Origin of the sequence: Bacillus sp. FJAT-52991, from assembly GCF_037201805.1 — a bacterium.
Lineage (GTDB): Bacteria > Bacillota > Bacilli > Bacillales > Domibacillaceae > Bacillus_CE > Bacillus_CE kandeliae.
In genome coordinates, this window is the sequence record NZ_CP147404.1 from 673,479 (window position 1) to 686,168 (window position 12,690).

At 40.7% G+C, this 12,690-nt stretch carries 9 protein-coding genes; 5 read left to right on the plus strand and 4 right to left on the minus strand.

What is annotated here, in order from left to right; genetic code table 11:
* Positions 1-17 precede the first annotated feature (17 nt).
* Both pruA and WDJ61_RS03560 read right to left on the minus strand, forming a co-directional pair.
* Complete coding sequence (gene pruA / locus WDJ61_RS03555) at positions 18-1,559, minus strand: L-glutamate gamma-semialdehyde dehydrogenase (protein ID WP_338753214.1); 1,542 nt, start codon at positions 1,557-1,559, stop codon at positions 18-20.
* Between the two features lie 14 nt (positions 1,560-1,573).
* Complete coding sequence (locus WDJ61_RS03560) at positions 1,574-2,491, minus strand: proline dehydrogenase (protein ID WP_338753215.1); 918 nt, start codon at positions 2,489-2,491, stop codon at positions 1,574-1,576.
* A gap of 349 nt (positions 2,492-2,840) precedes the next feature.
* Here WDJ61_RS03560 and WDJ61_RS03565 point away from each other — a divergent pair, with 349 nt between their 5' ends.
* The 3 genes from WDJ61_RS03565 (at position 2,841) to tatC (ending at position 5,545) form a co-directional block, all read left to right on the plus strand.
* Positions 2,841-4,487: a PhoX family protein gene (locus WDJ61_RS03565; protein WP_338753217.1), complete on the plus strand. Its 1,647-nt coding sequence runs from the start codon at positions 2,841-2,843 to the stop codon at positions 4,485-4,487.
* A gap of 12 nt (positions 4,488-4,499) precedes the next feature.
* Complete coding sequence (locus WDJ61_RS03570; protein ID WP_338753218.1) at positions 4,500-4,700, plus strand: twin-arginine translocase TatA/TatE family subunit; 201 nt, start codon at positions 4,500-4,502, stop codon at positions 4,698-4,700.
* 98 nt (positions 4,701-4,798) lie between these two features.
* The gene (tatC, locus tag WDJ61_RS03575) at positions 4,799-5,545 is read left to right on the plus strand and encodes a twin-arginine translocase subunit TatC (protein ID WP_338753219.1); all 747 of its coding nucleotides are present in this window, start codon (positions 4,799-4,801) and stop codon (positions 5,543-5,545) included.
* A gap of 203 nt (positions 5,546-5,748) precedes the next feature.
* Here the strand turns inward: tatC and WDJ61_RS03580 are convergent, their stop codons facing one another.
* Positions 5,749-7,410, minus strand: coding sequence for a glutamine--tRNA ligase/YqeY domain fusion protein (locus WDJ61_RS03580; RefSeq protein ID WP_338753220.1), 1,662 nt, complete (start codon positions 7,408-7,410; stop codon positions 5,749-5,751).
* A gap of 273 nt (positions 7,411-7,683) precedes the next feature.
* Here WDJ61_RS03580 and recQ point away from each other — a divergent pair, with 273 nt between their 5' ends.
* Positions 7,684-9,804, plus strand: coding sequence for a DNA helicase RecQ (gene recQ / locus WDJ61_RS03585; protein ID WP_338753221.1), 2,121 nt, complete (start codon positions 7,684-7,686; stop codon positions 9,802-9,804).
* A 427-nt stretch (positions 9,805-10,231) separates the two neighbouring features.
* Positions 10,232-12,334, plus strand: a complete 2,103-nt coding sequence (locus tag WDJ61_RS03590; RefSeq protein ID WP_338753222.1) for an ATP-binding protein — start codon at positions 10,232-10,234, stop codon at positions 12,332-12,334.
* A gap of 47 nt (positions 12,335-12,381) precedes the next feature.
* On the opposite strand, the gene WDJ61_RS03595 is transcribed toward WDJ61_RS03590, so the two are convergent.
* Positions 12,382-12,690 (minus strand): DUF948 domain-containing protein, encoded by a 309-nt coding sequence (locus tag WDJ61_RS03595; protein WP_338753223.1) that lies wholly within the window; start codon positions 12,688-12,690, stop codon positions 12,382-12,384.

Here is a 12,690-nt window from a genome sequence, read left to right on the forward strand (position 1 = left end):
CAGATCCCGAAAAAATGTTATAGCATTTCTGAAGTTGTTTTTGCTTGCATGTGTAGCTGTAAGTAATCAGGGCCACCCGCTTTAGAGTCGGTTCCTGACATGTTGAAGCCGCCGAATGGCTGGTATCCAACGATCGCTCCTGTACAGCCGCGGTTGAAGTAAAGGTTACCCACATGGAAGTCTTCGCGTGCTTTTTCCATGTTCGCACGGTTGGTTGTAATCACCGCACCTGTTAAACCGTATTCTGTGTTGTTCGCAATTTCAAGCGCATGATCGAAGTCTTTCGCTTTTGCAAAGGCAACCACTGGGCCAAAGATTTCCTCTTGCATTAAACGAGCTTTCGGATCGACATCCGCTACGATCGTTGGCTGAACGAAGTAACCTTTCGAGTCATCACCTTCGCCACCTGCTACGACGCGACCTTCTTCATGGCCAAGCTTTGCATAGCTCATGATTTTGTCAAACGCTGCTTGGTCAATCACTGGTCCCATGTAATGATTGTCTACTGGGTTACCAACTGTGATTTCTTTCGTTAACTCAACCGCACGATTTAAGACTTGATCGTACACATCTTCTACGATCACCGCACGAGAACAAGCCGAACATTTTTGTCCAGAGAAACCAAATGCTGATTTCACAATCGATTGAGCCGCTAATTCAAGATCCGCTTCTTTATCGACCACAATCGTGTCTTTTCCGCCCATCTCAGCGATGACACGTTTTAACCAAATTTGGCCTTCGTTTAGTTTAGACGCACGTTCGAAAATGCGAAGACCCACATCACGAGAACCTGTGAAAGAGATAAAGCGTGTTTTCGGATGATCCACTAAGTAATCGCCCACTTCGGCGCCACTTCCCGGTACGAAGTTTAATACGCCTTTTGGAAGACCTGCTTCCTCCATCACTTCGACAAATTTCGCCGAAACGACAGGCGTAGTGGAAGCGGGCTTTAATAACACTGTATTTCCTGTGACAATCGCCGCCACCGTTGTGCCAGCCATGATCGCAAACGGGAAGTTCCAAGGAGAGATGATAATCCCTACTCCTAATGGAATATAGCCGTAACGGTTATATTCACCTGGGCGACTTTCCACTGGCACACCATCTTTAATTTTCAACATTTGACGGCCGTAGAATTCAAGGAAGTCAATTGCTTCTGCTGTATCGGCATCCGCTTCATTCCAAGGTTTACCGGCTTCTTTTGTTAAAAGAGCAGAGAATTCGTGCTTGCGGCGACGAATGATTGCCGCCGCTTTGAATAATACATCGGCACGAACTTCTGGTTTTACTTTTTTCCAATTTTCAAATGTTTCTACCGCTGCTTGCATCGCTTTTTCTGCTAGTTCTTGGCTCGCTTTTGATACGCGACCGATCACTTCTTGTTTGTCTGCTGGGTTGTAAGACGTAATTTTCTCTTCCGTCGTGATTTTCTCGCCACCAATAACAAGCGGGTAATCTTGACCTAAATAGCTTTGTACAAGGGCTAATGCCTCTTCATATGCTTTTTTATTCTCTTCTTTTGAAAAATCGGTAAATGGTTCGTGTTTATATGGAATCATTGCATTCGCTCCTTTTATTTTTTCACCATGCCTTTGAAAACAAAGGCGATATTTGCAGGACGTTCAGCTAGTCGTCTCATGAAGTAGCCATACCAGTCAAGGCCATATGGTACGTAAACACGCATTTTGTAGCCTTGTTTCACAAGCTCAAGCTGCGTCTTGTTTCTCATTCCGTAAAGCATTTGGAATTCGAATTGATCGTTAGGAATGTTATTCTTTTTCGCAAATTCCTTTGTGAACTCGATGATTTGGTCATCGTGAGAAGCGATGGCTGTGTAGTTCCCATTTAATAAGTTTTGCGCAATAAGTTTTTTATAATTTTCGTCTACATCTTTTTTCTCAGGATAAGCGTGTTCTGGAGATTCTTTATACGCACCTTTTACAAGACGTAAAAACGGATTGTAATCGCTTACATCAGCTAGATCCGCTTCTGTTCGATAAAGATAAGCTTGCAGCACTGTGCTTACATAATGATATTTTTCTTTAAATTGCTTAAATAAATCAAGGGTCGCTTGGCAACGTGGCACGTCTTCCATGTCAATAGTAACCATGACTTGATTTTTTTCAGCTGTATCTAAAATTCTTGTCATATTTTGAACAACTAAATCGCGATCGATATCAAGTCCTAAAGAAGTCATTTTTAAGGAAACTTGTGAATCTAAATTTTCTTTTTTGATCATTTCGATCGTTTGAATACATTCTTCTGTTCTTTCGTTCGCTACTTCTTTTGAATCGACAAATTCCCCAAGGTGATCCACTGTGACGGATAATCCTTGTTTGTTCAATTCACGAATAAATCTAATCGAGCTTTGAAAGTTTGTTCCGCCTATAATCTTTCCTGCAGCAAAATTTCCGCCGCTGTTTTGAGCTAATTTATTAAGGAAATTATTTTTGGATAAAAATAAGAAAAAGTCTCTAGTCAAAGCTTCCATTATTGTTGCACCTCCTAAGAAGTTGTTTTGATTTCATAATAATTTTACAATTTCGTCACATCTATTTACAATGTTGCTGAAAAACAATAAAACGCTTTCATTTTTGTCGCTGAATGACAAAAGCAATGTAAAACCTAATAATATCAATACTTTAGAGATAGATAAGCAGGACGTGCATCCATAAATGGAGCGGAAAGGAAGTTTAATGTTTGTAAAAAAATATGTATTTATACCTGTTTTTTCTTAACAAATATTAAAAAATATATAACAAAATCCATAATCTCTCTTTACAAACGAAATTTACAATAGTCCATGGAATCCAACAGAATACATATAGAGGTGGACTAAAATGACAGAAGAATTAAACCGTCGAAAGTTTTTAACTTATGTAGGAACTGGGGTAACTGCTTTGACAGTTGCTTCTACCGGCTTAGGCGTTTTCGCTCCAAAAGTTCAAGCCGAAGGGACCAATGCGGCGTCTCATCTATTCGGTATTAAAAAGAAAGTATCTGGTTTAAGTTTCACGCCAATCAAACCGACAGATAAAGATGAATTAGTGTTGCCACGCGGTTATAAATATGATGTTGTGGCAGCCTATGGAGATGTCATCAATCAAAAAGGGGACACTTTCGGCTACAACAATGACTTTACTATGTTTTTCCCGATCAATGGTTCAGATGAAAGAGGGCTATTATGGGTGAATCATGAGTATACAAGCGATCTATGGGTAACAGGTCCGAAAAACAAAGACGGAAAATATTCAAAAGATCAAATTCAAAAGCTTCTATATAACCAAGGCGGATCAATTATTGAAGTATATCGTGATGAAGAAGGCGTGTGGAAAATGGACACAGCTTCTCAGTATGCGCGCCGTATTTCTGGTCTTACTCCTTTTCAATTGACAGGCCCCGCTAAAAAAGCAGACGTTGTAGGAAAAGTGGATGTGGTTCAAGGAACATTTGCTAACTGTTCAGGTGGGAAAACTCTTTGGAACACGGTTTTATCTGCTGAAGAAAACTATGAATCTACTTCGATGGATGCAAACTTAAATGAAACTCATTATGGATGGATTGTAGAAGTAGATCCTTACAATGAAAGTTTTGCTCCGCGCAAGCATACGGCTTTAGGTCGCTTCCATCATGAAAATGCAGCCATGGGATTAACAAAGGATGGCCGAATCGTTGTTTACATGGGCGATGATAAAACGGATGCGTGTGTGTATAAATTCATTAGTAAAGGGAAGTATGTGAAATCTCGTAAACAAGCAAACTCTGCTTTATTAGAAGATGGCACGCTTTATGCGGCTGATATGAAAAACGGAAAGTGGGTTGCTTTGACTGTTGATGCAGTAAAAGCAGCAGCGAAAGGAAATAAAGATATTCTTGGGAAATTTAAGACACAAGCAGATGTTCTTGTTTATGCACATGATGCGGCTGTATTATTAGGAGCTACTCCAACAGATCGTCCAGAAGATGTGGAAATTAGTCCGTTTGATCGCACAGTATTTATCGCTCACACGAATAACTCCAAACACGGGAATATTCATGGGCATATCACGAGATTTATTGAGGATAATGATGATTTAGGTTCTTTAACATTTGATTTTGAAATCTTCGCTTGCGGCGGACGCCAAAGTGGATTTAGTGCACCAGATAACTTAACATTCGATAGCTCAGGAAATTTATGGACAGTGACCGACATTTCTTCAAGCTCTGTCAATAAAGGGGTATTTACTACTTTCAAGAATAATGGGATATTCGTTATTCCGACTATGGGTGATAAGCAAGGTGATGCATTCCAATTTGCTTCTGCTCCAGTTGAAGCTGAATTAACAGGTCCATGTTTCACTGATGATGAAAAGACGCTATTTTTAGCTGTTCAGCATCCAGGTGAAGAAACGAAAGATATTAAAAAGCCAACAAGTATGTGGCCACATCGCAAAGGTGATAATCAGCCGCGTCCATCGGTTGTAGCTATTTCATCTTATAAGTACTAGGAGGAAAACTAAATGTTACAAAATATTGGTATACCGGGGCTGATCTTAGTTCTAGTCATTGCTTTAATCATCTTTGGTCCTTCAAAGCTACCAGAAATCGGTCGTGCTTTTGGGTCTACTTTAAAAGAGTTTAAGAAATCGACCCGTGAGCTAGTGTCTGATGATGCGGATGAGGAAACGATTGCTAAGAAAGAGAAGAAAAGCCTCACATAATCAGAGGATGGAAAAGGCTGTATTCAAAAAATGTGTACACATTCTTTGAACAGCCTTTTCATGATTTATACGCTTGAATAAATGGAGTGATGGATGAGATGGAAGATCGAAATATGAAGGCTATGGAGCATTTTGAAGAGCTGAGAAAAAGGATCATTATTACATTAGTTGCATTTATGCTATTTTTGTTATTGTCTTTTATATTTGTGCAAGATATTTATCATTTTATGGTGAAGGATTTGCCTTTTAAGCTGGCTCTTTTAGGGCCAAGTGATATCATTGTTGTCTACTTGATGATTGCTACGGTAGTGGCGATTGCTGGCACGATCCCTGTAGCTGCTCATCAGCTTTGGCTATTTATTAGACCGGCACTCACAGACAAGGAAAGAAAAGTGACGGCAAGGTATATCCCAGCTATATTTCTACTATTTATCGGTGGGATCTGCTTTAGCTATTTTGTTCTTTTCCCCATTGTTTTGTCATTTTTAATGTCGTTATCTAGCGAGATGTTTACTACATTCTTTACAACGGAAAAATACTTTAAGTTCGTTCTACATATGACCTTGCCTTTTGGTTTCTTATTTGAGTTACCAGTTGTGATGATGTTTTTAACCAGTTTAGGTATATTAAATCCTTATCAATTACATAAAATGAGAAAGTATGCCTATTTCGCTTTAATTGTCACATCCGTGTTAATCACCCCACCAGACTTTTTATCAGATGTACTCGTCATCATTCCATTAATCTTGCTTTATGAAGTGAGTGTCAACTTATCGAAAATTGTGTATAAACGAAAAGCAGCTAAAGTTTTGCAAGAAGAGACGGATTTAAATGCGATTAATTAAATAGGTGGAGTGCTGAAACGACAACGAAGGCTACCAAATTTTTATTTTTGGTAGCCTTCGTTTTATCCCGCATTAACGGGCTGTAAGACCCCCACCTCAACATGGCAGAGGAGCGCAGTATCAACAGCCCGTTAACGCCCGATCCGTTCAACTAACAATCAGTGGGGGATGAAGAACCCCCCACTAATTGAAGTTTCACTTTATTATTTCAGTTTAAATGAGCTTTTTAAAGAAACGATGCGGTTAAAGACCGGCTTTTCTTCGGTCGTATGTTTCGGATCGACATTAAAATAGCCATGTCTGAAAAATTGAAACTTATCTTGTGCCTTCACATCTTTCATGTTTGGCTCAATGAAGCCGTCGACGATTTCAAGTGAGTTTTTATTCACGTAATCTAAGAACGTCTTGCCTTCTGTTTCTTCTTCCTCTTCTTCCGTGTCTAAAATCAATGGCTCATATAGGCGGAATTCTGCAGGAATCGCATGAGTCGCATCTACCCAGTGCAACGTTCCTTTCACTTTACGGCCAGTAAAACCTGAGCCGCTCTTCGTTTCTTGGTCGTATGTGCAACGAAGTTCAATCACTTCGCCGTTTTCATCTTTAATCACTTCTTCACATTTAATGAAGTACGCATGCTTTAAGCGAACTTCATTGCCAGGGAAGAGGCGGAAGTATTTCTTCGGCGGGTTTTCCATGAAATCTTCTTGCTCTACATAAATTTCGCGAGAGAAAGGAATTTTTCGTGTACCCATTTCCGGGTTCTCTGGGTTGATTTCAGCATCCAGCCACTCAACTTCTCCTTCAGGATAGTTCGTGATGACCACTTTTAATGGCTTCAACACACCCATTGTTCGTGGTGCTTTCATCTTTAAGTCTTCACGCGCAAAATGCTCAAGCATCGCCGAATCCACAACGCCAGAACCTTTAGACACCCCGATTTCGCCGATGAAATCACGAATCGCTTCTGGCGTATAGCCTTTTCTTCTTAAACCAGAAATCGTTGGTAGGCGTGGGTCATCCCAACCATCAACAAATCCTTCATCAACGAGTTGCTTTAATTTCCGTTTACTCATTACCGTGTTGGAAATATTTAAACGTCCAAATTCAATTTGTTGCGGCTGATGCTCCATTTCACATTCTCTCACTACCCATTCGTAGAGCGGACGATGGTCTTCAAACTCTGTTGTACAAAGAGAATGAGTAATGCCTTCAATCGCATCTTCAAGTGGATGAGCGAAGTCATACATCGGATAGATGCACCATTTGTCGCCAGTGTTATGATGACTTGCATGAGATACGCGGTATAAAGCTGGGTCGCGTAAATTCAAATTTGGAGACGCCATATCAATTTTGGCACGTAACACTTTTGAGCCGTTTTCAAATTCGCCCTTACGCATTTTCTCAAATAAGTCTAGATTTTCTTCAATTGAACGGTTGCGATACGGACTTTCTTTTCCAGGCTCCGTTAATGTCCCGCGATATTCGCGCATTTCTTCCGCTGTTAAATCGTCTACATACGCTTTGCCTTTTTTAATTAATAGGACCGCTCTGTTGTACATCTCTTCAAAGTAGTCAGACGCATAACGCAAATCATCCCACTCATAACCGAGCCACTCGACATCCTCCTTAATGGAGTCGACATACTCTTGATCTTCCTTCAAAGGGTTCGTATCATCAAAACGCAAATTCGTTTTTCCATTAAAATCATCCGCTAACCCAAAATTGATCACGATGGACTTCGCATGACCGATATGAAGATACCCATTAGGTTCAGGTGGAAAACGAGTAATCACATGATCCCGCTTACCTGACTCTAAATCTTCCGTAATAATCGTTCTGATAAAATTTGATGAATGTTGTTCCAAACTCCTACCAGCCTTTCTATGTATGCTATAGTTACTCCTATTATAGAGAAATAAGGAACAGAAATAAAGCTGTAAAAGTCGAAGAAACGGCCGCGAAGGTTCAAGAAAAACAGTAAAAGTCGAAGAAGCGGCCGCAAAGGTTCAAGAAAAGCGGTAAAAGTCGAAGAAGCGATCGCGAAGGTTCAAGAAAAATCCAAAAATCTCCCTCAGTTCCAACCTCTCGTAGCGATGCCCTCATGTTATAATAATGAAAAAATCAAAGGAAGTGACATAATGCTTCAACAAGCCCAACAATTGTTGCAATCTCATTTTGGCTATTCCGCATTCCGCAAAGGGCAGGAGCGGGCAATAGAGCATGTTCTTGCGGGCAGGAATACCATTTGTGTGATGCCGACGGGGGGCGGGAAGTCGATTTGTTATCAAATTCCGGCACTTGTTCTTCAAGGGACGACCATTGTGATTTCTCCGCTGATCTCGTTGATGAAGGACCAAGTAGATACATTATTAGAGGTGGGCATTCCGGCTGCCTATATTAATAGTTCGCTCAGCCCGAAAGAAGTTCGTGAGACGATGACGGCGGCAAAACATGGAGAATATAAATTATTATACATAGCACCAGAGAGGTTAGAATCTTTTTCTTTTATTGAAGAGCTGAGAGAAATCACAATTCCGCTCGTGGCGGTGGATGAAGCCCATTGTATTTCGCAATGGGGGCATGATTTTCGACCGAGTTATCGGCAAATTCAACGGCTAGCGGATATGCTTGTCAGAAGGCCGATTGTGTTGGCACTGACGGCGACGGCTACTCCGCAAGTTCGTGATGATATTTGCCGCTTGCTTTCTATTGATGATAGCCATACAGTCATGACGGGATTTGAGCGGGAAAATCTTTCTTTTTCCGTGATTCAAGGGCAGGATCGCCAGTTGTTTTTAAAAGATTATATTAAAAAGAATGAAAAAGAAGCTGGGATCATTTATGCCGCTACGAGAAAAACCGTGGATCAGCTATTTGAACAACTAAAAAAAAGTAATGTTGCGGTTACTCGTTATCATGCGGGCATGAGTGACGTGGAACGAATGAGTGAGCAGGATCGCTTTTTAACGGATCAGGCATCTGTAATGGTGGCGACCAATGCATTCGGAATGGGGATAGATAAGTCCAATATTCGATACGTCCTTCATTTTCAATTGCCGAAAAATATGGAAAGCTATTATCAAGAGGCTGGGCGCGCAGGACGAGATGGGTTGCCGAGTGAGTGTATTTTGCTTTACTCCTCACAAGATGTACAGACACAGCGCTTTTTAATCGATCAGTCGCAAGAGCGAGAACGGATACCGAAAGAGCTTGAGAAACTGCAGCTAATGGTGGATTACTGTCATACGGAAAGCTGTTTGCAAAGTTTTATCGTGAAATATTTCGGGGAAACGTCTTCGGAGCCATGCGGTCGCTGTGGAAATTGTATCGATTCAAGAAGCAGTGTTGATGTTACGAAAGAAGCCCAAATGGTGCTGTCGTGTGTCATTCGCATGGGCCAGCGCTTTGGCAAAGCGATGACAGCGCAAGTGTTAACCGGTTCGAGAAATAAAAAATTGCTTGAACTTGGCTTTGAGCAATTGTCGACGTATGGTATTTTGAAACGGCAAAGTGCCAAAGAGGTTAGTCACTTTATCGAGTTTTTAATTTCTAAAGAGCTGCTCGGTGTCGAGCATGGAACGTACCCGACGATTTTTGTGACGAGTAGCGGCAAGGATGTCTTGCTTGGTCAACAATCGGTTCAGCGAAAAGAAGTGGTGCAAACGAAGCAAATTTCTAAAGATGATCCGTTGTTTGAACAATTACGAAGTTTACGGAAACAGCTGGCTCAAGAAGCGGGAGTGCCACCTTTTGTTATCTTTTCAGATTCGACTTTACAAGATATGTGCACAAGGCTTCCACAATCGGATGAAGAGTTTCTAACGGTGAGTGGAGTCGGAAGCAGTAAGCTTGAAAAATATGGGGAGGCTTTTCTGCAGTTGATTATCCAGTTTGTCAAGGAGCATCCTGAAAGAGAGAAAGTAAGTACCATCACGGTTCCTTCCGCACCGAAGAAAAAGTCAGTGAGCGGTTCGCATTTAGAAACATTGGCTTTGCATCAAGAGCAGTTAACAGTTGAAGAAATCGCGGAAAAGCGTGACCTCTCTATCCTTACGATTGAAAATCATCTAGCCCAGTGCATAGAAGAAGGGTTAGATGTCCATTTGTCTTCGCTCATTCCTGCTACTCACCATTCGTTGCTTGAACAAGCTGTAGAGAAGGTTGGAGTGGATAAACTAAAGCCGATTAAAGAACAGCTTCCGGAAGAAGTGACGTATGGAATGATTAAATTTTTTCTAGCGACGAAAAGAAATGGTTGACGGATATGGTGAATGATGATATAATTTTACACTCAGTTAGAAAGTAACTTAAAACGTTTTATATAGATACTGGCATTCTGCTATGTTTTTGACGTAAGACTTATTCACACTGGAGCGGCTTCGGAGCCGCAAGGACTTAAGAGAAGGCAGGGCTTAGGTCGTTTAGGTTCATCATAAACGACGATGTGGAACAAAACCGCGGCGGTTTCATTCCAAGCAAGATAGGAAGAACACAACTCATTGAAAAGCGTTTGAGTTACGAATATATGCATATAAGAACGAGATCATCTCGTAAAAGGGCTTGTCTCCTACGAAAACTTATGTAGGGGACAAGCCCTTTTTATTTGGAGTTCGCCTATACAGAAGAAGGAGAGATTTGGTAATATGAAGTTAAAACGATCTCATGATTAGAAGCCTAGGTGAAAAAATGAAGTGGTATAAATCATATATTTTTTGGAAGATATTTTTGATTAATCTCGCTGTTATTTTTACTGTATTACTCTTTGTTTTTACCGCTTCTCGTGTCCTTCTGCCTGACATCTCTCAAGATGTTTATCGTGAAATTACAGATAGAAATGCGAAGCGAATTAAAGAAAAAATATCAGTGGTTGCAGACGAAATGAGGACCCTTGCTGTTCATGTTCAGTCGAGGGAAGAACTGCAATCCACTGATCCTGATGAGTTATCTAAAGAATTAGGTATGTTAAGTGATGTTTCTTCTTTTGTCGATAGTGCCATCATTTCTGATAAAGAAGGCAATGTGCAAGCCTATTTTCCGAAAGAGGGACATCATTCACTTAAAAATGTGAAAGACGAAGTATATTTTAAACGGCCGTTCGAAACGAAAGAGCCTTATGTTAGTGAGGTTTTAAACCTTCCAGCGCATGGGCCTGTCATCGTCTTTGCTGTCCCTATCTTAGTAGATGGGGAAGTGAGCCGCGTTGTCAATTTGACGTTATGGATTAAAGAAAATAGAAATTTTCAAACGATCTTTCAAACGTATAAATTTGGTTATGAAAAAACGGGCTCGGCTTTTATCGTCGACCGTCAAGGAACAGTTATTTCTCATCCGGATGTGACGCAAATCGGCAAAGATATGTCTGAACATTCAGTTGTTCAAAAGTTAAAGAAGCATGAATCGGGATATGTAGAGACCACATCTGAAGAAGGCGTTGACTATTTTTCTTCCTTTGAATATGTCTCATTCGTGGATTGGGGCATTGTAGCGGAAGTACCGAAAGAAGATGTGTATTATCAATATCATTTATTTAGGAAATCATTATGGATCATGTCGATTTTCGTTGTGTGCGCTTTGGCTCTCCTGACAGCTCTATACGCTCAAGATCTTGTGAAGCCGATTCGGCGGTTGTATGCAGGGGTCGATTCAGTGGCAAAAGGGGATGAGTATCAAAAGATTTCTCCTATCGTGAAAGGGGAGATCGGGGTGCTTTCGACTCGCTTTAATGAAATGGTCGAATATATGCGAACTTCGAAGTTGAGCTTACAAAGAAAAGAAGAAGAATTACAGCGGCAAAAAGACTTCTTCCGCACCGTGATTGATATGAACCCGAGTTATATTTATGCGGTAGATGAAGAAGGGTATTTTACGTTTGTAAATCAATCATTTGCGTCATTTCTTTGTCGAACAGTGGCTGATTTTGAAGGGAAGAAAGTGTCTGACTTCTCCTTTAAACAAGAGCAAGAAGTTGGGCAGACGCATTCTTTTGTTAGAGAAATGTTTATCAATCCAAAAGGTGAAATGCGTCATGTAGAAACAGCACATTTACCGATTTTTTCGGATTTGAATCAATTGGAACAAACGCTTTACGTGTCGACAGATATAACAGAGAGGATTCAAGCGGAAGAGTGGATTAGGACATCGGAAAAGCTGACAGTTGTTGGTGAGCTAGCTGCTGGAGTTGCTCATGAGATTAGAAACCCACTTACTTCGATTAAAGGGTTTGTTCAGTTAATGAAAGAGGACTCACCGAAAAATCGGCCTTATTTAGAAGTGATTGATTCAGAAATTGAACGGATTAGTGCGATTGTTAATGAATTTCTTGTTCTTGGCAAACCTCAAGCAATGGAGTTTCGGCCAACGAATATGAATAAACTCATTAAAGAAGTGACCACGCTATTAGCGGCTCAAGCGAATATGAACGGGGTACAAATTGAAGAAGAATTTTCCCCGCATTTGCCGATCATTTATTGTGATCAAAATCAAATGAAACAAGTGTTTATTAATATTGTAAAAAATGCCATTGAAGCGATGCCAAATGGGGGGCATGTTCATATTGAAACAAAGTCAACAGAGAATGGGCTGGTGTTCACTTTTAAAGATGAAGGAATGGGCATTTCTAAAGAGCGATTAGCACGGATTGGAGAACCTTTTTACAGTACGAAAGAGAAGGGGACAGGGCTTGGCTTAATGGTCAGCTACCGCATTATTGAAGCTCACAATGCTCATATGAACATCACAAGTGAACTAGGAAAAGGCACCGTAGTTGAGGTGACATTTCCATTAAGCTAAGTACATAATCGAGGCAAAGGGGACTGTCCCCCTTGCCTCGACTTCGTTTAAAAAAATTTGTTTTTCACCGCGATACCTAATTGCTTGATAGTCCCCGGTGTTTGTTTCGCTTCTGCAATGAATTGTGTCATGATTTCTTTCTTTTGCTCAATGTCTTGTTGGATGCTCTCTTGATGGGCTGTTAGTGCTTGGACTTCTGATTGTAGCTTCATCTGTTGTTCGTTGATTCTCTCTGAAGCGGATTGAAGTCGATTCAATGTTGGTTGCATCGTTTTAAACGTACTCATAACAGAGATGATTAAATAAAAGATGGCTATGATAAAGATGGCTAAGCTGGCCCAGCCGATGATTTCCAT

Bases quoted from the DNA above. Each gene is read 5' to 3' on its own strand.
- recQ (WP_338753221.1), top strand. From the start codon at position 7,684: ATGCTTCAACAAGCCCAACAATTGTTGCAATCTCATTTTGGCTATTCC.
- pruA (WP_338753214.1), bottom strand. From the start codon at position 1,559: ATGATTCCATATAAACACGAACCATTTACCGATTTTTCAAAAGAAGAG.
- WDJ61_RS03565 (WP_338753217.1), top strand. From the start codon at position 2,841: ATGACAGAAGAATTAAACCGTCGAAAGTTTTTAACTTATGTAGGAACT.
- WDJ61_RS03560 (WP_338753215.1), bottom strand. From the start codon at position 2,491: ATGGAAGCTTTGACTAGAGACTTTTTCTTATTTTTATCCAAAAATAAT.
- tatC (WP_338753219.1), top strand. From the start codon at position 4,799: ATGGAAGATCGAAATATGAAGGCTATGGAGCATTTTGAAGAGCTGAGA.
- WDJ61_RS03595 (WP_338753223.1), bottom strand. From the start codon at position 12,690: ATGGAAATCATCGGCTGGGCCAGCTTAGCCATCTTTATCATAGCCATC.
- WDJ61_RS03570 (WP_338753218.1), top strand. From the start codon at position 4,500: ATGTTACAAAATATTGGTATACCGGGGCTGATCTTAGTTCTAGTCATT.
- WDJ61_RS03590 (WP_338753222.1), top strand. From the start codon at position 10,232: ATGAAGTGGTATAAATCATATATTTTTTGGAAGATATTTTTGATTAAT.